Here is a 21,998-nt window from a genome sequence, read left to right as displayed (position 1 = left end):
CCACTACAGTAATAATGGCGTACTTCCATACCTCGCCACAACGTTGACGCACTTTCTTTAGCTTCTCGGTTGCTCCGCGCTTTTCCATAATAGAAAGCACTTCGAGTAATTCCATTGGTTTGATTTCGGCAATCGGGCGATTACCTATATAAGGAAGACGTCTTTTTCGAATGCGTCCATCATGTCATCACGATAACTAACAGACCAGCGATCCTTTCTTCCCTCATACCATTCAAGGGCGATATTTTTAAAGGTGTTTACACTGTCAATCTTTGAGGCTTGCTTTTGTTCTTTGCGTTGTTGGTTTGGGTCAATTCCATCCGCCAGCAATCTCTTTGCATCGTCACGCTTTCTTCTGGCATCAGCTAGTGTAACGGTTGGATAAATTCCAATAGCTAAAAGTTTCTCTTTGCCATCGATTCGGTATTTTAACCGCCAATACTTTCCGCCATTAGTTTTAACCAATAGATACAGTCCACCACCATCAGATAGTTTGTAGTCTTTTTCTTTAGGCTTGCTGGAATCAATTTGCTTAACGGTTAGCTTCATTTAGGGGTACTCAAATCATGGGGTATAAATGTACCCCCATATGTACCACCTAAAGGGGGTAGTTTTCAATAGACGATAGTAGACGTTGGAATAATGGAATTTTGTTGGATTGCTTGATTTTACTGGGATAAGGAGACTTCAGGAGACGCTAGGAGATGATGAAATGGCGGAGGAGGAGAGATTCGAACTCTCGGATGGTTTCCCATCGGCGGTTTTCAAGACCGCTGCCTTCAGCCGCTCGGCCACCCCTCCGCAATGGGGAGCAATATAAACATCTAGGCTTATATTGTAAAGGTCTTATTGTACTGTTTGATGTAAAATTAAACGCATTACAAGTCAATGGCTTAATTAATCAACGATTTATGGGTTCTGCTTGGGTATTTTCCTTATTTTTGCTAAATTAACGCTATTATTTTTGATTGGTCATAAAGCACATGTTTGTATTTAACGGAAAAGAAATCGAGACAGATAGTCACGGTTATCTAAAAAATAGCAATGAGTGGAGTGAAGATATGGTTCCAACATTAGCTGAAATAGAAGAAATTGAACTAACAGAGCAACATTGGGAAATTATCCGCTTTGTTCGCCAATTTTATTTAGAATTTAATACCTCCCCTGCTATTCGTATGCTGGTAAAAGCTCTTGCGCAAAAATATGGCGAAGAAAAAGGCAATAGTCGTTACCTTTATCGTCTATTTCCTAAAGGCCCAGCGAAGCAGGCCACAAAACTGGCTGGTTTGCCTAAACCCGTTAAATGTATTTAAAATATTAGCTTCTAATAATAAATAACTAAAAACCACACTACTCACAATGGCGGATTGAGAAATCTGTCATTGATTCATATTCACAAGATGTAGCAGACCAAAATGTAATTTTGGCGCCTCTAGGGCCACCAGCTTCTAACCAATTTTCAAATTCTTTAAGCACACCTTCCTTTGCAAACGCTCTTACGCCCACACTGCCGTCATCACGATTCCAAACATAACCTGTTATTGGTTGTTTCTTCATCCATTGATAAGTAAAAAAACGAAACCCAACGCCCTGAACATGCCCTTGAATAATATATTCTCTACCCATTTTCATATGCTCTCCTGATAATGTTGTTAAAATAAAAATTCTACTCAGGTTATTGTCTTTTCTTTATACAATAGATAATCTGATTTTGTGAGGTTCTTTATTCATAATGAAAGCAAAGGATTATATTTTTTTCAAATCCTTGAAATTTCACTTTGTGCCCTCATATATATAACCAATAAGCAAGGCTATATGGAGGTGATACTATGATGACCGCCAGCAAATTTGGGATAGGACAGCAAGTTAGACATAAATTACTCGGCTACTTAGGCGTTGTTGTCGATGTGGATGCTGAATATTCCCTTGATCAGCCTAATGAGGATGATATTGCATCTAATGTGACCTTGCGAGCAGCACCTTGGTACCATGTTGTGATGGAAGATGATGAAGGACAACCCGTTCATACTTATCTTGCTGAAGCGCAGATAACTTATGAAGTTTCAGATGAACACTTAGATAATGACTCATTGGATGAGCTATCGCAGTCAATTCGTAGCCAATTACAGGCTCCACGATTACGAAATTAACCGAATAATCTAAATAAGCCGTGATCTGAATAAATATGATAATCGCCGAATTTGTTTTCGGCGATTTTATTTTAATTTTTTACCAAGGAAGGCCATGCGCTTCGATTTCTTTTTTAGGACAACGATCCATAACCACTCGTAACCCTGCTTTTTCTGCTAACTCTTTGGCATCTTCATTAATCACATCAATTTGTAACCATAAGACTTTGGCATTAATTTCAATCGCTTCTTTTGCGATCTCTAATGCAGCAGATGATTGACGGAAAACATCAACCATATCAATCGAGACAGGAATATCTTTTAATGAGGTATAACATTGTTGACCTAACAATGTTTGTCCAGACATACCTGGGTTTACAGGAATAACATCATAACCTTGTTCTAATAAGAATTTCATGACTTTATAGCTTGGGCGATCTTCTTTGCTACTCGCACCAACAAGTGCAATTGTTTTGACACTTCTTAAAATGTCATAAATGTCTGAGTCCACCATTTATATACTCCGTTCATCATGAAGATTGAAAATATTATGATACATCATAGTATCTTGATCCGTTCATAGCTTGTAAGATAAAAAAAAGGTATTTTGACAGCTGGAACAATAACTATATTTATTTTTAAAGGTATCAAATGGAACAAATTGACCGCACGCTCTTAAAAGAAAAAAATATCGCGCTTGTTGCCCATGATCACTGCAAAAGCTCATTACTTGAATGGGTTCAAAATAATCGTGAACAACTGTCTCTACATAAGTTATTTGCTACAGGAACCACAGGAAATTTAATTAACCACCACACCGGCCTAAGTGTTACTCAAATGCTAAGTGGTCCAATGGGCGGTGACCAACAAATAGGTGCAATGATCGCTGAAAAGAAAATCGATATTATGATTTTCTTTTGGGATCCATTGAACGCCGTTCCCCACGACCCGGATGTTAAAGCCCTTCTACGCTTAGCAACGGTATGGAATATTCCGGTTGCCACCAATCGTGCAACCGCAAACTTTTTAATTTCATCGCCTCTGTTTTCACAAGAATCTACAATTAAAATTCCTGATTACGAAGGTTATTTAAAAGAAAGATTAAAATAATTCTAAGGTTTTCGCTGTATAGGAACACCTTGAGATTTTAGCTCCGAAACAAAACAAGATGGCTGTTGTTTATTAAATAATAGCCATACTTGTTTTTTTGCTCTTGTTAATGCCACATACATTAAACGGCGTTCTTCCGCATTAGGATAATCTTCAACTTTTGGTAATAACGCTAATTCAATAATTGATTCCCTTGCAGGTGCTGGGAAAGCATCTTTGCCTTCTTGCAAACCTAAAATAATAACGTAATCAGCTTGTTGCCCCTTCGATGCATGAAAAGTCATAAATTCTAAATTTAATTTAGGCCACCGTGTCTTAGCTTTTTTTAATAGTTCAGGTTTTAAATAATGATAACGGGCGAGTAAAAGGATCGTTTCATCGTCACCAACATAACCACTCATTTTATTTAATAGATTTTCAAGTTGATCATCTGATAGTAAAACAACCGCTTTTTTATTGCCTTTAACTAGACTATTTAAAGGCTTAGATAATTGCATCGGATTTTGTTGAATAAACGTATTAGCAACATCACCAATTGTGTCATTAAAACGGTAGGTCGTATCTAATGCACATTCGGCGCCTTCTCCAAATGAATGATGAAAAGAGGTCGTTAATAATAATTCAGCACCACTAAAACGGTAAATAGCCTGCCAATCATCACCCACAGCAAATAAAGACGTTTGTTTATTTTGCTGCTTTAATGCTGTTAATAGTGATGCTCTAAGTGGCGAAATATCTTGAAATTCATCAACAAGTATATGTTTCCATGGGCTAATAAAACGTCCTTTTTCAATAAGATTGATAGCTTGATGTAATAAACCGGAAAAATCTATCGCGTCTTCTTCTTTTAATGCCATCTTCCATGCTTTTAATAAAGGCGATAATAATTTTAAATATTTTTTGAATGCATCTGTATATTCAGGTTGTACACTTTCAATTAGTGATTTTTGACTACCGCCTTGCATTCTTAATAAGCCAATCCAACGCTCTAACCTTACAGCAACTTGATTTTCTAATTTTCTATCATACCAAAATTCACCTTCTGGAATATCCCAATCAAGCTCTTGAGATAACCATTCACGCCATCCCTTTGCTTGCGCTTTTTTCTGCTGACATTGATTTCGCCATTCGCCTAATAATAACGCTCTTCTTTTTTCACTATTTATTTCAAGTTCACTAATTTTAGGTTGTTTTTTTGTCGCTTGTTGAATAATAGATAATGCTAATGCATGAAATGTTTTCGCCATAATATCGGCATTTAAACGCGCTGAAATACGCTCATTCATTTCTTGCGCCGCTTTACGCCCAAATGCCAATAACAAAATTTGCTCTGCTTGTGCTAAATTTCGGCGTAATAACCATCCTACTCTTGCGACTAGTACAGATGTTTTACCACTTCCGGCCCCGGCTAAGACTAAAATATTCTCTTCACCATTAATAACCGCACGACATTGTGATCCATTGAGTGGAGATGATTCAATTGTATTAAAAAACTCCGCATGCTCATTTAGCATTTGTGTTATCCACGCAGAATTTTCTTTATTAATAAGTAATTCACCTTGTTTTAACCACTCTAAACATTGCTGATAAAGTACTTGGCAATTATCAAATTGGGTAAGGCGTTCAAGTGGAAGTGGAATAGCCGATAAGCTTTCTTTTATAGATTGTTGAATTTCACTAAGCTTAGATTGTTTTATCCATTTATTGGATTGCATAATTTCAGTAATATTATGGAGTTGCTTCTCAAGAACTTGAGCACTGATTTCACTCATTTCTTGACTCCACATTTGCCATGTTTGGAATAGATATCGATAGAACTGCTGAGTTTCCTCCCAGTCTGTTCCATGTAATCGAACCACTTTATCTTCCGGCAATAAAAATTCTAATTCACCCCACACAATCCCTTTTTTACAGTAAATATTAATCAATTCATTAAAAGGAATTAAATACTGATGTTTTTCACCACTGACTTCAATACCTGCATTTAACAATTTGACTCTATTATAAGGATGCTGTGCTAAACGTTGTCCCATCGGAGTGGATTTCAGTTCCATACGTAATTCCTGCAATAAATAACAAATAGTCTGTTGTTAAGCTCTTTTTAATCGGTGATAAACCCTATATTCTAAGAGGTAATTATCTTCATCTTGTTTATTTAAGGGCTTTTTGTGTTCACTTTGCTAAATGGCGCCCGCCGATTTATCTATAATAGCCACTTTCTCTATTATATTCGCATAATAATCGCACTTACAGGAACGACTTTGTTTCCTTGGGTGTTAGGTCAAGAGCCTAAATACACCATTCCGCTGACTTTAGGTGTGGTCGCAGCCGCATTAACGGACTTAGATGACAGACTTGTCGGGCGTTTAAAAAACCTGGTCATTACCTTATGCTGTTTTCTTCTTGCATCAGCATCAATAGGATTGCTTTATCCCTACCCTATTTTATTCTTTTGTGGTCTAGCAATTTCAACTTGGGGATTTATTTTATTAGGCGCGCTAGGACAACGCTACGCTACCATTGCTTTTGGTGCTTTATTAATTGCCATCTACACTATGCTCGGTATGCCTATTTTCCCTATTTGGTATGAACAACCTATTTTGCTGTTGTTAGGCGCTATTTGGTACAACTCGTTAACCTTAGTTGGTCACTTATTGTTTCCTATTCGCCCTGTGCAAGATAATTTAACTCGTTGCTACCAGCAACTCGCAACATACCTCGAGGCAAAAGCAACTTTATTTGATCCTGATATTGAAGATGACTATCAACACTCACTTTATAGTTTAGCTATGGCAAACAGTCAGCTTATTGACACAATGAATCAAACTAAAGTCACGTTATTAAGCCGACTAAAAGGTGATAGAGGTCAGCGCAGTAGTCGCTTTACACTTCATTACTATTTTGTAGCTCAAGATATTCATGAAAGAGCCAGTTCATCTCATGTCCAGTATCAATTATTGAGTAATGAATTGCGCCACAGTGATGTGCTTTTTCGTTTTCAACGTTTACTTTCTATGCAGGCTCGGGCTTGTGAACAAGTTGCACAATCAATTCTTTGGCATAAAAAATATCAGCATAATCCCGCCCTCGAGCGTTCCATTAATTATTTAGAAAATGCCCTCAATCATTTAAAAAATACAACCACAGAACCGCAATTAATGACTCCTTTGAATAATTTATTGCAAAACCTTCAAGGGATTGATGCGCTTTTACGCAGTATTAGCACAGAGCAGTACCAAATATCCCATGACCAAAAAGAAGAAACACAACTTTCCGATGATGGTTTAACCGGATGGCGAGATATCGCATTAAGAATAAAAGAACATCTTACTCCTAAATCAGCACTTTTTAGACATGCAGTTAGAATGTCACTCGTGCTTTGTATTGGTTATGCAATTATTCAATTTTTCCAATTAGACAGAGGCTATTGGATACTATTAACCAGCTTGTTTGTGTGCCAGCCTAACTACAATGCAACACGTAGACGCTTAACATTACGTGTAAGTGGCACCATTATTGGTATTTTAATCGGTTTCCCTATTTTATATTTTGTACCCTCTATTGAAGGACAACTGGTATTAATCGTTATCACCGGCACGCTCTTTTTTGCATTTAGAACGATACAATATGCACATGCCACGCTATTTATTACATTATTAGTTCTGCTAAGTTTTAATTTACTTGGTGAAGGCTACGATGTCGCTCTTCCTCGAATTATTGATACCTTAATTGGTTGTGCTATTGCATGGTTTGCGGTCAGTTTTATCTGGCCTGATTGGAAGTTCCGCCAATTACCTTTTGTTATTCAAAAAACAATGACAAATAACTGCTATTACCTTGATGCTATTCTTATTCAATATTACCAAGGAAAAGATAATAGCTTAGATTATCGAATTGCTCGCCGTAATGCTCATAGTAGCGATGGTGAACTCGCTTCACTTATCTCGAATATGTCATCAGAGCCAAAAAGTTATCAAGCCTCCCAAGAGGTCGCTTTCCAGTTACTCTGTTTGAATCACACCTTACTTAGCTATATTTCAGCACTTGGTGTTCATCGTTCTAAAATCGAAGATGAAACAATACTTACGTTGCTGAATGATACTGTTTGTTATATCGACGCTGCTTTGCGTCACAAAACAGCGCAGGATAAAGCATTTAAACAACCTCATATCGAGTTAATTGAACGGATCAATTCATTACCTAATGCTGATGATGGGCGAATTCAATTAGTTGTTACTCAGATTCGATTATTACTAGATTTACTCCCTCAAATCATTAACTGCATTCAAATAATTGAGCAAGGAGAAACAAATAAAGCACTTGAATCACAGCGTTAGTGTTAATGCCTAATCGACGTTATTTTCTCTAATTTCATATGAGGACTAGAGAAAATAACTGTCGTTAGGTTTATTTTATTGAAAAGACAATTCATTATACCAATCTAATAGTTCTGCTTTTAGTTGGTTGGGTAACACGGAACGATGACATCCCATTATTGCACCCGCTAATGAAAGTAAAATCTCACTATTTTTTAAATTATGGCTGCGCATTAATTTCAAATAACAGGCTTTGGCACCAATAAGTCGTAACTCTTCAACTTTATTAACCCCAATTTGGCTTAGCCTTTTCTCTAATATGACACCTAAATTAGGTAAATCTTTTATTCGGCATGGCCTTTTCCGTTGGCCTAAATACTCTTGCATGCTGTAGTGATATGACAAATCAATATATTGATCTAATTTTTGCTGATTTTCCCATAAAGAATCCATGATTTTATAATAACGTAACGTTATTGGTTTTCCTTTTTTCAGATAAATATAGGCTTCCATTTTTGTTGCCTTATAAAGCGTCTCTAAAAAATCGCTTCCTTTTAAATAAAGTTGATTATCAGACGTGATAGCAAACATAACGTCATCAATCATTAAGCTAACACCACCAAATTGAGACTTTGTTGTTAACTCTCCATATTTCGCAATGCGCGATAGCAAATGAGCCTTCCGTTGCTCAGGTAAAAATGACATTAAAACTCCAACATAAACATTGATGTGAATTTTTTATCTTTGAATTCAAAAACATGCATATGAAACTTACCATAGAAACAATAAAGAATTTACTTTTTATTGCCAATAGTTAACAGCTTGAAAATAGAGATTTACATAAAATTTGAGAGGAACTTTCAAAAAATTGAGCTTGATTTAAGCGAAATTTAGAGATACTGTATATTCATACAGTACATATAGGCAGAGGTAAACATGAAAATCTCAACATCATCTCCGACAAGACAAAACACCATTCTCCAAGAGATCTCGAATGAGGTATTACCTCTATCTATCCCTTCAGCAATGGTTACTACGGAAAGTAATAATAAACAAGGCATGGTAAGTGAACTTCTCTACCAAAATCCGCTCGTTATTAATCACATCCTTTTGCCATTACTAAAACAGTATAGCCATGAATCACGTTGGTTATTGTGGTTAAGCCCACAACAAAAACTCAATCGTTCTTGGTTGAAAAACGTAGGATTACCTCTTGATAAAATAATCCAATTAAATCATGCAAATAGAATAAATACGGTTGATTTGATGGAAAAAGCATTAATGAGTGGAAATTACAGTGTCGTTCTAGCTTGGTTACCAGAAATATCGCCAGAAGAGATGAAAAGATTAGAATCTGCTGCAAGCAAAGGTAAAAGCTTGGGGTTTATCATGCGTCAACAAATTAATACAAATATCCATTTAGAAAGTACTAATGCATCTAAACGACATTTGAATTCCGTAAAAATTCATTCAATTCACTACCATTAGTGAAATTTAAGAGTTTTCCTAATACTCAGAACACCTCGATATCATTTAAGATAAGTCAAAAGTATTTATAACCTAAATCATATAGTTACAATAAATTTAACAAAAATACAGAATCTTACCCATTGTGGAATTAGGCAGATCTTTTTAAAATTTTAAGTCGAATTTTAAAGGATTACTTGTAACTTTTTAAGTTCATTGTAGACTTTATGTCGTTAAGGTTATGCTTTAAATCCCATTTTTTGGGATCATCATTTGATGAAAGTATTGGATTCCTAACAATAATTTAACCAAGGGCAAATAATAAGGCTTAAAGCCAAATGCCTAACTTGGATGATAACGAGGCGTAAAAATGAAAAAGACAGCTATCGCATTAGCAGTGGCAGTGGCAGCTTTCGCAACTGCAGCGCAAGCAGCTCCAAAAGACAATACCTGGTATACTGGTGGTAAATTAGGTTGGTCTCAATACCAAGGTACTAGCAACCATTTTGAAGGTACTTCTATCGGTAATGGTAACACTCACCGTGACCAATTAGGTGCAGGTGCATTTGCTGGTTATCAGTACAACCAATACTTAGGTTTTGAACTGGGTTATGATTGGTTAGGTCGTATGACTTATAAAGGTTCATATGACAATGGTGCGTTCCGTGCTCAAGGTGTCCAATTAACCACTAAATTAAGTTATCCAGTAATGGAAGACTTAGACGTTTATACCCGTTTAGGTGGTATGGTATGGCGTGCAGATTCTTCTGCAACTAAAAACGCTACTTCTTTATCTCCAAAACAAGATCGTTTCTCTAATAACGATACTGGCGTTTCTCCAGTATTCGCATTAGGTACTGAATACGCGATCACTCCAAACATCGCTACTCGTGTTGAATATCAGTGGATCAACAACATTGGTGATAAAGGTACTCTGAATGCGCGTCCAGACAACGGCATGCTGAGTGTTGGTGTTGCTTACCGTTTCAACCAAGAAACTCCAGCTCCAGTTGTAGCTCCAGCTCCAGTTGTAGCTCCAGCTCCAGTTGTTGAGAACAAAACCTTTACTCTGCGTTCAGACGTTCTGTTCAACTTCAACAAATCTACTCTGAAAGCTGAAGGTCAAGAAGCTCTGAATGGTCTGTACAATGAACTGGCTAACATCGACCCAACTCAAGGTCGTGTAGTCGTTATTGGTTACACTGACCGTATCGGTTCTCAAAACTACAACCTGCCTCTGTCAGAAAAACGTGCTCAATCTGTAGTTGATTACCTGGTATCTAAAGGTATCCCTGCAAACAGCATCTCTGCAGAAGGTCGTGGTAAAGAAAATCCAGTTACTGGCAACACATGTGACAACGTTAAAGCTCGTTCAGCTCTGATCGATTGCTTAGCGCCAGACCGTCGTGTTGAAATCGAAATCCAAGGTACAACTGAAGTTGTTGTTCAACCTGGTAAATAATTCAGATAGTAGAATAATCTACTGTTAATGAATTCAAAACCCTGCCACTGGCAGGGTTTTCTTTATGGGAAGAAAAAATATACAAATTAAGAATATAGAGGCAAAGATTGAATAAATAAAAAGGGGTATGAAGTGTCACAATAAAAAAGGGTATTGTTAATACAGATAAAAAATAATATCGATTACTTTTCTTTATCTCGTTCTAATAACTCAATTAATCCATCTTTTAAACTATGTACTTTTAAAGCGTATTGCTCTTTTCGTTCAGCATCTTCAATTAATTGTACTATTGTTTCTGATAATGTTATTCCTCGGCGTTGTGATAAAGCCGATAAGCGCTGCCAAACTTTAAATGTTAAATCTATCGATTTTTTTCGTGTATGTTGATGCTCTGCATTAAAATACCGCTTTCTACGAGCACGAATAGTTTGTTTCATTTTATTGGATAGATCAGGATTCATATGCAAATCTATCCACTCTAAAACTTTTAATGGCTGTGATTCTATCAGTAATAATTGCTCGACAACCTCATCAGCCGCACTTTTTTCAATATAGCGGGTAATTAACTCACCTTCACGATGTTTTTTGACGAGATATGCCCACTTCCAGCCACATTCTAGATTCTCTAATTGTTGATATTTCATACAAATCCCCGTGACAACGTAACTATATACTAGCATATCAACAATTTTACAAAAATACTGCCACTGAACCGAAATTTTTTGCCTATTTTATAAGCAAGGATGTTTTGGATAATCTTTTTTTATCAATTAATAACAAGCCTTGATAAGGGATAGTTTTCTGAGCACGTTATGATAGAATCGAGCGTCGCTATAATAAAACCTAATGGCTGATTTGTTAGCTCATTATTATAAGGTCGTAGCGATACATATTCCCTGCCTATGCAGTTGATGACAGTTAAAGAACCGTCTTATTGCAGGATAGATACCCACTTATAGTGGTATCTAATAAATCTCTTTTCACTAACCAATAATAAAAACGGTAACCTTGAAAAACAACGAATTAGAATGGCAGGCGTTACGTCCTGATTACGCCTCCTACCAGACTTTCTTTCAAACAGCATCTCAATTACCTGCATCTCTACTTCGTGAGGTTCAGCCTCGCCTGTACGAAAGCCTACAATGGCTAAATAATGCAGATTCAGGCCAATTTATGCTGTTAAAAGCCGATGATTCTACCGCTTACTTTGATATGTTGACAGACACATTAACGCAATCAGAGATCAAAACCTATCCGGTTATTGGTGCCTATCAAGCAGAATCAAATAAAATCTATTGGCAAGAAAATGTACAAGGTGCATTTTCATCATCAGAATCCATTACTTGTTGCCAGTGGATAGAACCCGAACAACTCTTTGGCTCTTTCTATTGTCATAAAGATAATGTCACTGTCAGCCCAGGTTTATTACATAAAGTTAATGGTGGAATTCTCGTTCTCTCCATTAAATCTTTATTAGCTCAACCATTAATGTGGTTTCGTCTGAAAAAAATGGTTGAAGAGCAACGCTTTGAATGGCTTGTTTGGAATGATAATCAATCATTGCCTTTGCCCATTGAAAGTATGCCTCTCAATCTGCGAGTGATTTTAGTTGGCGATAGACTAAGTCTTGAAGAGCTAGAATTTATGGAGCCAGAATTAAGTAACGTAGCTTTATATGGCGAATATGAATACGATATGTATTTAGAAGACGAAACAACACTTTCGCAATGGTGTGGTTTTGTAAATGCATTGTGCCAAAAATACCGTCTCCCTTCTTTATCAGCAGATGCTTGGGAAGTGTTATTAACACAAGCAGCAAGGCAACATGAAGATCAGTTGATCTTGAGCTTAGATTTAGAATGGATCTTACGTCAACTCCGTTACGCAATGCGCTTTAATCATGATGCTTATCTAAATGCAGACGCACTAAAAAAAGCAGAAGAAAATCGCTTATGGCGACATAGTTATCTATTAGAGCGTAGTCGTGATGAAATTTTGCAAGATCAGGTAATGATACAAACAGAAGGTGAAGCCGTTGGCCAAATCAATGGGCTTTCTGTCTTAGATTATCCTGGTTATCCTGATTTAATTGGTGAACCTACTCGTATAACTTGTGTTGCCCATATTGGTGATGGTGAGTTTACTGATGTTGAACGTAAAGCTGAGCTTGGCGGTAATCTTCATGCTAAAGGAATGATGATCATGCAAGCTTACTTAAACTCAGAATTACGTTTAGACCAACCACAACCATTTAGTACCTCTATTGTTTTTGAGCAGTCTTATGGTGAGGTGGATGGTGATAGCGCTTCTCTGGCTGAACTGTGTGCATTAATTAGTACACTTGCACTGCAACCAATAGATCAACAAATTGCGGTAACGGGCGCAGTTGATCAATTTGGTCAGGTTCAGCCTATTGGTGGCGTAAACCAAAAAATCGAAGGTTTCTTTGATATTTGCCAGCAAAGAGGATTAACAGGATCACAAGGTGTAATTATTCCTCTCGCGAATATTCGTCATCTAGTACTAAATGAAAATGTTCAACAAGCCGTCAAAGAAGAGAAATTTCATATTTGGCCTGTAACACATATCGCTGAAGCCATAACATTACTGACTCGTCAGCCATATTATGAAGAGCAATGCGAGCCAGAACAATCTGATGCACACTTGTTAGCTGTGATCCATGACCGTATAACACTTGCAAATAATCAAGATAGACCTAAGTTACCTTGGTTCTTACGCCTATTCAGATAATTCTATTTCAAGTGATCGGAGTTGTTCAGCGTACAAGTGTAAGCTATTCTGTTATCTTACATTTGATAAAGGCTATATAGACAATGGTTGATAAACGCGAATCTTATTCTAAAGAAGACCTCATTGCTTCAGGCCGTGGTGAATTATTTGGCCAAGATGGCCCACCACTGCCGTCTGGTAATATGCTAATGATGGATCGCATCATTAAAATGACTGAAGATGGCGGCACCCATAATAAAGGCTTTATCGAAGCAGAATTCGATATCAAGCCCGACTTATGGTTCTTTGATTGCCATTTCGTCAATGATCCTGTGATGCCGGGTTGCTTAGGCCTTGATGCCATGTGGCAACTTGTTGGCTTTTATCTTGGCTGGCTTGGCGGCGAAGGAAAAGGCCGTGCTCTTGGTGTAGGTGAAGTTAAATTCACTGGACAAATATTACCAACTGCAAAAAAAGTTACCTATAAAATTGATTTCAAACGTGTTATCAATCGTAAACTGATTATGGGTATTGCCGACGGTGAAGTGTATGTTGATGGTAAGCTGATTTATGAAGCAAAAGATTTAAAAGTTGGCTTATTTAAAGATACAACTGCATTCTAAGATCGATAATTCCAAAAGTTTATTATAAAAATACCGTGTAATATACAATACACGGTATTTTTTTATCTGTACTAATAATGTATTTATTCTATTTATAAAAAACAGATCATATTTAATTTAGTTTTTATCAATACATTGCGTCGATTGCTTATTTTGTAAATACTGAAAATAGTCTTTAATTCTAGAAGAGAAAAATAGGCTATATGTAAGATAAACAAGCAATCCTACTAAAAATAAGCTCCCTAATATTTCACCTGAACTTACTGCTTGATGACTACCATTTGTATTATCAAATGCGTTTTGGATACCTATTGCTATGACAATAGTCATAGGAAGCATTGATATACACCAGAATATTTTCAGCATTATTGGTGCTATTTCTTTCTTCATAAAAATAACAAAAAGTGTAATAACATATAAACTAACGAGAGAAGAAGTTTGTATCATACTCCACACGATAGAAAGAGAAGCTACAAAATCAAGATCAACACTACTTCTTATAAATGCACCTATTAAAATAGAAATATTAGGTAATGAAGATATTAATTGCTGTAGTGTGAAGAAAATAAAAGCAATTAATATTATCCATAATGATATTGGTTTTTTCATTAAAACCTTCCTTGTAATTAAAAGTCGCTATAATAAATTAATCAATGTATAGTGTCACCACATTAGTAAATAATTCTTATATGTGAAGATAAATTTAAGTTAAGTGATAATCCCTATCCCAAATAAATATCACACTTAAAAATTATATCGACTTAGAATAAATAACATTAAGGAATAATCGTATGGAGATGATTATAAGCGCACTCGCAGAGCTTTTTAGTTTTCTTGTTGAGCTTACCTTTTTTCTTTGCAAAGTAATTGGCTATCGACTCACGATTTTATTGATTATATTTATTTGTATGTATGCAAATCAATTTGATATAAAATGGCTTTTAGGTTTTATTACAACCTCATTGTGTTTATATAGCCCCAATATATATAAGTTATTTAAAAAATCAAAAAACAAATTAAATTAATCTTTATAAAAAATTATTTTAAGGAAAATAAGTGATTACTAAAGGAAAAGTATCTAAAAAACACGCTGACTTTATGTTTTATTGTGGCATATTTTTGATATTAACATCTCTTATAACTTGGTTTACTTCGGAAAGAATTGATTGGCTATATAATTCTGTCAATTCAATACTTGCTATTTTTTTTACTATTTATGGGTTTCGTTTACGTAAGAAAATATGTACAACCGAATAAAAAAATAATGCCAGTATGATGTAAAAAGGCTCGCAGAATATGCAAGCCTTTTTGTATTCAATTTATAACTACTGTTTGTTATTTATACTCAAATTGTCCTGTATTCAATGTGAGCACAGAAATATATATAAATAACCCTTAATTTTTTTCGTCGGCAAAATTTAGTGATTATATTTAATATCACCATTGTTTATTTTACTACGACGGGTTATTTATTTTACCAGACTTGGGCGATCTTCCATGGCTTGTCGCCAACCTCCCAGCCAATGTGAACGCGCATCAATCGCGAAATAAGGACAAAGCTCTTTTGAACGGCCTTGCATACCAGCTTGATAACCTTTCGATAATGCTCTTGCTAAACGATCTCGTTTCTGTCTTTTCATGTCTAGACAACCCTCACGTTCTAAGTTTAAGCGGAAAGATAATGATTGTTTTTTCAACAACCACTATAAATTGATACGCTTTATTGAGCATTTAAGCAAGTAAAGAAGTTAATACAAATGTCATATTTGTGAAGCCGAGCTAAATTTAACTTTAGTAACACTTGTTATCATTAACTTTATTTAATTAATATTTGTAGGGTTATTTTAGGATTTAAAATAGTCAGAATAAGTATTTAGTTAAAATATTGATTTAATGTAACTTTTAGTTATGTGAGATAATAATATTATTTTTTGTCTTAGATAATCAACAAATTAAATAAACAAAAATAATCTTTATTTTTAAAGTAATGTCAATATAAGCCATTATTAACCAATATAATTTTTTGCTCTTTTTTTACTTATTTGTAGAAAAGCTTATTAAAATTACCTTATTGTTATTAAGGAATTAGCCATTTTGGAAGGTAAAATAAGCTATTAATACCTCTTACATACTTCTATTAATTCAAACTCTTCAAATACCAACTCCATATCTTCTGAAAAACGACCTTCACGAGTAAAGAAGGTTTTATGCCCATCTTGCCAATATGCCAAACTTAAATCCCCTTCCCCCTCTTTTTTGGCCTGTTCTTCTGTGACTTCATTAAAACGGATTAACTGCAAAGAACGCGTGCGAATAACACAAACAGGCTCATTTTGACTATTTAAAATAATGCTATATCCACCAATAGCAGGAATAGCACTGTCACTAAAAAAACCGCTTAATGAGCTACACGTTGCCGTTTTTTTTCCTTCTACCACCAACACTACAAGTTCATCAGCTAACTGAGCATTATCACCAAATGACCAGCTGATTGCAGAGGGATATTTCTTTTTAAGCATTTCTAACATATAGCTTCCTTTTTTATTTTTTTGATAAACAAAACCCAATATTCAACTTAAATACGATTTAAGAGAATATTGGGTTTGAATAGATGTAGGCTAAGTCAGTTAGTATTGAGCTTGAATTGTTGTCGCAATACCAGAAACAATTTGCTCCCAGCCTTGTCCTAATGTACGGACTAAAGCAGGATAACCATCTTCGGTTTGTGTTAACACAAGAGAGAATGGCTGACTAATCACTTTGCTATTTTCAGTATAAATCCAATCACCAGAAATGATCACTTGCCCATCATAACGACCTTGAAAGTAATTAACTGTAACTGTTAATTTTGCTAAGTTATCTTCAATCGGTTGGTTAGCAACAACGGTTCCTGGCAATGCTTTTGTTAAACCTGAAATGAGGTTCTGTTGTAATTGCTGATCAAGTGGATTTATCCATAAATGCTGATTTGCTACGGTATAGTTAATATCTGTTGTTTGATAAACAATACCAGCATTAACCAGCATATTGGACAAACGGATCGGCTGAACCCAGATTTGAGGCTTTTTCGCTGACTGTGTTGTCGTGACTTGTGCTGATACCCCTGTTTGGTAAATATCAGGTAACTGATAATAGGTTTTCTCAGGTTGGCTTGAACATGCCGTTAGCATCAAAACAAATATCCCAATGATGTATCTCATTATTTTTCAGCCCTCTTTGGTTCTGGATCTTTACCATCCTTCGCCTCAAAAATTAATGCATTACTTTTATTGTTCAATGTTTTCAATAAAGGCTGCATTTCTCTTAATACCTGATCAAGCTGCTGCATATTATCGATCATTTTTCCGTATGCCGGAGAGCCCGGTTGGAATCCTTGCATACTACGATTGATCTCTTTCAATGACTGCTGAATATCATTAGGAAGATTTCTAAATTCATCACTGCCAATCATGGCATTTAATGCTTTCAGTGTTTCTTTTGCCTCAGTTACTGCTTTTTGGCTTTCAGATAAAGTCGCTGTCATCTCTTTAAGCATCGGTTCAACAGGAAGATTGTTGATCTTATCAAGTGATGTCATCACTTTTTGCTGAATTTGCGCTAAGCCTGAGCTAACAGTAGGTATTTGTTGGAAGCCAGCAACCTCTTGAGATCCTTCCCATTTTGTTTCGTCTGAATAGAAATCAAGATCAATATACAGAGCGCCCGTTAAAAGATTTCCTGATTTTAATGAAGCTCTTAGGCCATTATTAGAAGCTGAAGAGATCTCTTTAACGAAATCAAAACTTTCACCAACATCATTGGCAAAACGTTCTGGTTCAACATGGATAAGCACTGGAATACGAAAATCTTTATCAAGCGATTGTTGCATTCCTTTTGTGTAATAAGGTACTTGCACAACAGTCCCCATTCGAATTCCTCGGAATTCAACCGGTGCTCCAGCTTGTAACCCTCTTACTGAATCAGAGAAAAACATGATGTAACTGCGATAATCGGTATATAACGAGTTTTGAATACTCTTTTCATTATCGTAGAGTTTAAATTCTGTTTTAGGTGCAATTTGTTCACCAGGCAACCAACCTGCTGGTACATCAAAACTCACGCCACCACTAAAGAGTGTAGAAAGTGACGCCATTTCAACACGCACGCCAGATGAAGACATATCAAAAGCAATTCCTGAATCTTTCCAGAAACGAACATTGGATGTCACCATTTTGTCGTAAGGCGCTTTAATGAAAAGCTGATAATGCATGTCTCGGCTATCAATGTTAAATTCGCTGGTTTCTACAGAGCCAACTTGATAGCCTCTGAATAAAACAGGATCTCCCGCATTTAACTGCCCTGCTCTTTCGCTCACCAAGTTGATGCGAATACCTTTTGCATCAGGTGAAGCAAGAGGAGGTGCATCAAGAAGATTAAACTCACTTTTCTCTTTACCAGTTAAACCTGGTTGTAATTCAATATAGGCACCTGAAAGCAAGGTACCTAAACCTGTCACCCCTTCTTTACCTATTTGTGGCCTTACAACCCAAAAAGCTGTATCTGACCGTAATAGCTCATTCATACCTGTATCTAGGCGCGCATTAATAATAACGCGACTAAAATTGCTATCGAGAGTGACACTTTCAACTAAGCCAATATCAACACTACGACTTTTGATTTTTGTTTTACCCGCTTCAATGCCCTCAGCATTATAAGTAATTAAGGTAACTTCTGGACCTTGATGGCTGAAATGATAATAAAGTATCCATGCACCAATCAATAAGGTGACAAGCGGTATGATCCAAACTGGAGACCAGCTTTTTAGTTTGTTAATTTTTGCTTCTGTTAAAGCAGTTTCATTCTTTTCAGTCACCCTTAGGCTCCTTAATCATCGGTTTATCATCATCAGCTGTACATTTATCCCACGTCAACCGAGGATCAAACATCATTGCAGAGAACATCGTTAATACAACAACCACTGCAAATAGCACTACACCAAAATCTGGGTAGATGCTCATCAGACGTCCCATTCTGACTAATGAAGCTAAAACAGCGATAACGAAGACGTCAATCATTGACCAACGCCCCACATATTCAACAACTTCATAGAGAAAATGCATTCTAGCAGGATCTCTTTTACCTTTGGATTTGTGTGCATCCCAACAAAGCCAAGCTATTGCTATCATTTTCAAACTTGGCACCATAATACTGGCAATAAATATCACCATCGCAACAGGATAAGAGCCATCTTCCCATAACAAAATCACCCCAGCCATAATAGTAGAGTAAATATTATTACCTAGCGATTCAGTCACCATAATGGGCAATAAATTTGCAGGGATATAAAGAATAAGTGATGTAATCAACAGTGAGACTGTCCATTGCAAGCTTTTCGGTCTTCTTGCATGTCCTTTAACTTCACAACGACTACATTCATATTGCGTTGCGGGTAAAATCGCGGTGCATGAACGACATAATCTTACCCCTTGTTTTAATCCTGATTTACCTGATTCAATACTAGGATAATCAGGGCGTGGCTCTAACTTTTCCCATAGTGTATGTCTATCAAGGCACTGAAAAGCGCGGATTTGAAATAAACAATACAAAACATAAGGTAAAAAACTTAACCCTAAACCAATATCACCATAAGCCATTAATTTTACAAAACTGACTAAAATTCCCGCGAGAAAAATCTCAGCCATACACCATGATTTGAGTTGAAATAAAATACGAGATAACCAGATTTGTAATTTTCTAGGTAGTTTAATTGGGGTACACAGTAATAGAATAGCCACCATACAAAAAGCAGGCACAATTTGAACAAAGAGTAAGAAAAAAGCCCCCAATTCAATGTAGTTTTCACTAAACATCACTCTTGGGATCTGCATCAATGTTACGTTATTAGCAATACCAGCAACTTCCATACTGACAAACGTAAACTGACTTGCCATCAGTAACATAAATAATGCACTGATTGCCAATGCGACAGGTTGATAAAAAGGCTGGCGCCAACGTGCCGTTAGCACTGTGTGACAACGAGGGCATGTTGCTTTGGTTCCTTGCATTAATTCAGGAACACTGACCACCAGATCGCACTGAGGACATAATATTTGCTCATGCTTATGTTCATGACGATGTTGTTGACCAGAACACACAGTGACACCTCTTATTTTTTAATGATCAATAAAAGAATATTTAATCCAGAAAGTGAAACGGGGCAAATGCCCCGTTTTCGGCTGGCGATTTATTCACCGCTTTGCATCAGTTCTAATTCTTGCCATCTATCAAAAGCGGTCTCAAGCTCTTGTTCTTTATCCGCAAGTGTTTTCAGAACTTTTTCAGTTTCCTCATGGGGACGAGTAAAAAAGTCTGGAGCACTCACTTCTTCTTGTAATGCGCTTAACTGTGTTTCTAAAGTTTCTAGCTTAGCGGGTAGTTGTTCAAGTTCACGCGCTAAATGATAACTTAACTTGTTGCCATTACGAGTGTTCTTTTTAGCGCTATCTTTAGTTTTAGCTTCTTTTTCAGCTTTTTCTGGCGCATTACGTGATTTATTTTGTTCACTTCTCAGTGAAACTGTTTGTGCTCTTTGTTGCTGAGCATCGTAATATCCGCCAACGTAGCTGTTAATAACACCATCGCCTTCAAAGATCCAACACTCAGTAACACTATTATCAACAAATTCACGGTCATGGCTAACTAGTAAAACAGTGCCTTGGTACGCATCAACTAGCTCTTCTAATAACTCCAATGTTTCAACATCGAGATCATTGGTTGGCTCATCGAGAATAAGCAAGTTACTTGGTTTTAAGAATAAACGTGCCAGCAATAGACGGTTTCTCTCACCGCCTGAAAGTGCGCGAACAGGTGTCATCGCACGTTTAGGTGGGAATAAAAAGTCTTGTAAATAACCAAGCACATGGCGAGGACGACCATTTACCATCACCTCTTGCTTACCTTCAGCAAGGTTATCCATCACAGTTTTATCAGGATCAAGTGCCGCACGGTGCTGATCAAAGTAAGCAACTTCAAGCTTAGTACCACAATGAACTCGCCCACTGTCTGCTTTTAAATCGCCTAGCATAAGTTTTAATAATGTGGTTTTACCGCAGCCATTTGGCCCCACCAGCGCGATTTTATCGCCACGTTGTACTTTGGCAGAGAAATCACGAACTAACTTGCGAGTTCCAATGCTATAATTAACATCTTCTAACTCGAATACGATTTTACCAGAACGAGTTGCTTCTTCGACCTGCATACGTGCACTGCCTAACACCTCACGGCGTTCATTACGTTCAACACGTAATGCTTTTAAAGCACGTACACGGCCTTCATTACGAGTGCGCCGTGCTTTAATCCCTTGACGTATCCAAGTTTCTTCTTGTGCTAATTTGCGATCAAATTCTGCATTTTGTTGCTCTTCAACACGCAATGCTTCTTCTTTACTTTCAAGATATTTATCGTAATTTCCTGGCCATGAAGAAAGTTTTCCACGATCAAGATCGATAATACGGGTTGCCATATTACGGATAAATGAACGGTCATGGGAAATAAATACGATACTTCCTTGGAAATCTTTTAAGAATTTTTCAAGCCAAAGGATCGTTTCAATATCAAGGTGGTTTGTTGGTTCATCTAAAAATAACACTCTTGGTGCGCTAACTAATGCACGCCCTAATGCAGCTTTTCTTAACCACCCTCCCGATAAAGAAGAAAGTTCAGCCTCACCATCTAAACCCAGTTTCTCTAGCACTTCTGCAATTCGGCTATCAAGTAACCATAAGTTACGGCTATCAAGTACTTCTTGCAACTCTGCCATTTTATTGAGATTTTTATCAGAAGGATCTGTCTCAATCAATTTAGAAATATGATGATAATCTGTTAGATATTTAGCATCTTCTTCAACACCTTCAGCAACAAAATCAAAGATAGTGCCTTCAATATCTCTTGGGGGATCTTGCTGTAAGCGAGCGGTTACAAGATCTTGCTCATAAACAACTTGACCATCATCTAAAGGTTGTTCTTTAGATAACACTCTTAATAGAGTTGATTTTCCTGCACCATTGCGCCCGACTAAGCAAACGCGTTCATTTTCTTCAATAAATAAATCGGTGCTATCTAATAGAGGAGCATCACTGAAAGATAAATAAGCCCCTGTCAAACTAATTAACGGCATTGTAAA

The 21,998-nt window shown here is 36.6% G+C and carries 20 protein-coding genes, 1 tRNA gene and 1 pseudogene; 8 read left to right on the top strand and 14 right to left on the bottom strand.

The features are described from left to right. Window positions 1–7: 7 nt before the first annotated feature. Both LG402_RS06855 and LG402_RS06850 read right to left on the bottom strand, forming a co-directional pair. Window positions 8–549: pseudogene (locus LG402_RS06855) on the bottom strand (tyrosine-type recombinase/integrase); the annotation flags it as partial. 164 nt (window positions 550–713) lie between these two features. Continuing rightward, window positions 714–801, bottom strand: a tRNA-Ser gene (locus LG402_RS06850). 182 nt (window positions 802–983) lie between these two features. On the opposite strand from LG402_RS06850, the gene tusE reads away from it, so the two are divergent. Next, the gene (gene tusE / locus LG402_RS06845; protein ID WP_109408833.1) at window positions 984–1,313 is read left to right on the top strand and encodes a sulfurtransferase TusE; all 330 of its coding nucleotides are present in this window, start codon (window positions 984–986) and stop codon (window positions 1,311–1,313) included. A 37-nt stretch (window positions 1,314–1,350) separates the two neighbouring features. Here tusE and LG402_RS06840 read toward each other — a convergent pair whose 3' ends face one another. After that, window positions 1,351–1,632, bottom strand: a complete 282-nt coding sequence (locus tag LG402_RS06840; RefSeq protein ID WP_166539571.1) for an acylphosphatase — start codon at window positions 1,630–1,632, stop codon at window positions 1,351–1,353. Window positions 1,633–1,829: 197 nt separating this feature from the next. Here LG402_RS06840 and hspQ point away from each other — a divergent pair, with 197 nt between their 5' ends. After that, window positions 1,830–2,150: a heat shock protein HspQ gene (hspQ, locus tag LG402_RS06835; protein WP_006537351.1), complete on the top strand. Its 321-nt coding sequence runs from the start codon at window positions 1,830–1,832 to the stop codon at window positions 2,148–2,150. A 79-nt stretch (window positions 2,151–2,229) separates the two neighbouring features. Here the strand turns inward: hspQ and LG402_RS06830 are convergent, their stop codons facing one another. Beyond that, complete coding sequence (locus LG402_RS06830) at window positions 2,230–2,643, bottom strand: CoA-binding protein (protein WP_109408831.1); 414 nt, start codon at window positions 2,641–2,643, stop codon at window positions 2,230–2,232. 137 nt (window positions 2,644–2,780) lie between these two features. On the opposite strand from LG402_RS06830, the gene LG402_RS06825 reads away from it, so the two are divergent. Beyond that, entirely contained in the window at window positions 2,781–3,239 is a 459-nt protein-coding gene (locus LG402_RS06825; RefSeq protein WP_072069639.1) for a methylglyoxal synthase, read from the top strand. Window positions 3,240–3,241: 2 nt separating this feature from the next. Here LG402_RS06825 and helD read toward each other — a convergent pair whose 3' ends face one another. Next, window positions 3,242–5,293: a DNA helicase IV gene (gene helD / locus LG402_RS06820; protein WP_166539570.1), complete on the bottom strand. Its 2,052-nt coding sequence runs from the start codon at window positions 5,291–5,293 to the stop codon at window positions 3,242–3,244. Between the two features lie 114 nt (window positions 5,294–5,407). On the opposite strand from helD, the gene yccS reads away from it, so the two are divergent. Next, window positions 5,408–7,576, top strand: coding sequence for a YccS family putative transporter (yccS, locus tag LG402_RS06815; RefSeq protein ID WP_166539569.1), 2,169 nt, complete (start codon window positions 5,408–5,410; stop codon window positions 7,574–7,576). Between the two features lie 75 nt (window positions 7,577–7,651). Here yccS and LG402_RS06810 read toward each other — a convergent pair whose 3' ends face one another. Continuing rightward, complete coding sequence (locus LG402_RS06810; protein WP_109408828.1) at window positions 7,652–8,260, bottom strand: TfoX/Sxy family DNA transformation protein; 609 nt, start codon at window positions 8,258–8,260, stop codon at window positions 7,652–7,654. A 231-nt stretch (window positions 8,261–8,491) separates the two neighbouring features. On the opposite strand from LG402_RS06810, the gene sulA reads away from it, so the two are divergent. Together sulA and ompA are read left to right on the top strand one after the other, a co-directional pair. After that, window positions 8,492–9,043, top strand: coding sequence for an SOS-induced cell division inhibitor SulA (sulA, locus tag LG402_RS06805; protein ID WP_166539568.1), 552 nt, complete (start codon window positions 8,492–8,494; stop codon window positions 9,041–9,043). A gap of 349 nt (window positions 9,044–9,392) precedes the next feature. After that, window positions 9,393–10,484 carry a porin OmpA gene (gene ompA, locus LG402_RS06800; RefSeq protein WP_227336667.1) on the top strand — a complete coding sequence of 364 codons (1,092 nt, stop codon included), beginning with the start codon at window positions 9,393–9,395 and terminating at the stop codon, window positions 10,482–10,484. A 182-nt stretch (window positions 10,485–10,666) separates the two neighbouring features. Here the strand turns inward: ompA and matP are convergent, their stop codons facing one another. Beyond that, on the bottom strand, window positions 10,667–11,128 hold the full coding sequence (gene matP / locus LG402_RS06795) for a macrodomain Ter protein MatP (protein ID WP_072069645.1): 462 nt from the start codon (window positions 11,126–11,128) through the stop codon (window positions 10,667–10,669). Between the two features lie 364 nt (window positions 11,129–11,492). Between matP and LG402_RS06790 the strand changes: the two genes are divergently transcribed. Together LG402_RS06790 and fabA are read left to right on the top strand one after the other, a co-directional pair. Then, complete coding sequence (locus tag LG402_RS06790; protein ID WP_227336666.1) at window positions 11,493–13,235, top strand: AAA family ATPase; 1,743 nt, start codon at window positions 11,493–11,495, stop codon at window positions 13,233–13,235. Between the two features lie 83 nt (window positions 13,236–13,318). Then, entirely contained in the window at window positions 13,319–13,837 is a 519-nt protein-coding gene (fabA, locus tag LG402_RS06785) for a bifunctional 3-hydroxydecanoyl-ACP dehydratase/trans-2-decenoyl-ACP isomerase (protein ID WP_023581351.1), read from the top strand. A gap of 117 nt (window positions 13,838–13,954) precedes the next feature. On the opposite strand, the gene LG402_RS06780 is transcribed toward fabA, so the two are convergent. The 7 genes from LG402_RS06780 to LG402_RS06750 all read right to left on the bottom strand — a co-directional run bounded on the left by LG402_RS06780 (window position 13,955) and on the right by LG402_RS06750 (window position 21,992). Then, entirely contained in the window at window positions 13,955–14,446 is a 492-nt protein-coding gene (locus LG402_RS06780) for a hypothetical protein (RefSeq protein ID WP_227336665.1), read from the bottom strand. A gap of 860 nt (window positions 14,447–15,306) precedes the next feature. Further along, window positions 15,307–15,477: a ribosome modulation factor gene (gene rmf, locus LG402_RS06775; protein WP_023581348.1), complete on the bottom strand. Its 171-nt coding sequence runs from the start codon at window positions 15,475–15,477 to the stop codon at window positions 15,307–15,309. A gap of 474 nt (window positions 15,478–15,951) precedes the next feature. Beyond that, on the bottom strand, window positions 15,952–16,365 hold the full coding sequence (locus LG402_RS06770; protein WP_166539564.1) for an ASCH domain-containing protein: 414 nt from the start codon (window positions 16,363–16,365) through the stop codon (window positions 15,952–15,954). 99 nt (window positions 16,366–16,464) lie between these two features. Beyond that, window positions 16,465–17,037, bottom strand: a complete 573-nt coding sequence (pqiC, locus tag LG402_RS06765; protein ID WP_227336664.1) for a membrane integrity-associated transporter subunit PqiC — start codon at window positions 17,035–17,037, stop codon at window positions 16,465–16,467. Next, window positions 17,037–18,689: an intermembrane transport protein PqiB gene (pqiB, locus tag LG402_RS06760; protein ID WP_227336663.1), complete on the bottom strand. Its 1,653-nt coding sequence runs from the start codon at window positions 18,687–18,689 to the stop codon at window positions 17,037–17,039. Before pqiB ends, pqiC begins: the two co-directional genes overlap by 1 nt. Next, entirely contained in the window at window positions 18,682–19,971 is a 1,290-nt protein-coding gene (gene pqiA, locus LG402_RS06755; RefSeq protein ID WP_227336662.1) for a membrane integrity-associated transporter subunit PqiA, read from the bottom strand. Before pqiA ends, pqiB begins: the two co-directional genes overlap by 8 nt. A gap of 89 nt (window positions 19,972–20,060) precedes the next feature. Further along, entirely contained in the window at window positions 20,061–21,992 is a 1,932-nt protein-coding gene (locus tag LG402_RS06750; protein ID WP_166539561.1) for an ABC transporter ATP-binding protein, read from the bottom strand. Window positions 21,993–21,998 lie beyond the last annotated feature (6 nt).

It is taken from the genome of Proteus sp. NMG38-2, assembly GCF_020640995.1.
Taxonomy (GTDB): domain Bacteria; phylum Pseudomonadota; class Gammaproteobacteria; order Enterobacterales; family Enterobacteriaceae; genus Proteus.
This window is presented reverse-complemented; position numbering and strand designations above follow the sequence as displayed.

Coding starts and splice junctions, on each gene's coding strand:
- LG402_RS06830 (WP_109408831.1), bottom strand. CDS start 2,643: ATGGTGGACTCAGACATTTATGACATTTTAAGAAGTGTCAAAACAATT.
- LG402_RS06770 (WP_166539564.1), bottom strand. CDS start 16,365: ATGTTAGAAATGCTTAAAAAGAAATATCCCTCTGCAATCAGCTGGTCA.
- sulA (WP_166539568.1), top strand. CDS start 8,492: ATGAAAATCTCAACATCATCTCCGACAAGACAAAACACCATTCTCCAA.
- helD (WP_166539570.1), bottom strand. CDS start 5,293: ATGGAACTGAAATCCACTCCGATGGGACAACGTTTAGCACAGCATCCT.
- LG402_RS06810 (WP_109408828.1), bottom strand. CDS start 8,260: ATGTCATTTTTACCTGAGCAACGGAAGGCTCATTTGCTATCGCGCATT.
- tusE (WP_109408833.1), top strand. CDS start 984: ATGTTTGTATTTAACGGAAAAGAAATCGAGACAGATAGTCACGGTTAT.
- fabA (WP_023581351.1), top strand. CDS start 13,319: ATGGTTGATAAACGCGAATCTTATTCTAAAGAAGACCTCATTGCTTCA.
- LG402_RS06780 (WP_227336665.1), bottom strand. CDS start 14,446: ATGAAAAAACCAATATCATTATGGATAATATTAATTGCTTTTATTTTC.
- LG402_RS06750 (WP_166539561.1), bottom strand. CDS start 21,992: ATGCCGTTAATTAGTTTGACAGGGGCTTATTTATCTTTCAGTGATGCT.
- rmf (WP_023581348.1), bottom strand. CDS start 15,477: ATGAAAAGACAGAAACGAGATCGTTTAGCAAGAGCATTATCGAAAGGT.
- LG402_RS06825 (WP_072069639.1), top strand. CDS start 2,781: ATGGAACAAATTGACCGCACGCTCTTAAAAGAAAAAAATATCGCGCTT.
- matP (WP_072069645.1), bottom strand. CDS start 11,128: ATGAAATATCAACAATTAGAGAATCTAGAATGTGGCTGGAAGTGGGCA.
- LG402_RS06840 (WP_166539571.1), bottom strand. CDS start 1,632: ATGAAAATGGGTAGAGAATATATTATTCAAGGGCATGTTCAGGGCGTT.
- pqiC (WP_227336664.1), bottom strand. CDS start 17,037: ATGAGATACATCATTGGGATATTTGTTTTGATGCTAACGGCATGTTCA.
- ompA (WP_227336667.1), top strand. CDS start 9,393: ATGAAAAAGACAGCTATCGCATTAGCAGTGGCAGTGGCAGCTTTCGCA.
- hspQ (WP_006537351.1), top strand. CDS start 1,830: ATGATGACCGCCAGCAAATTTGGGATAGGACAGCAAGTTAGACATAAA.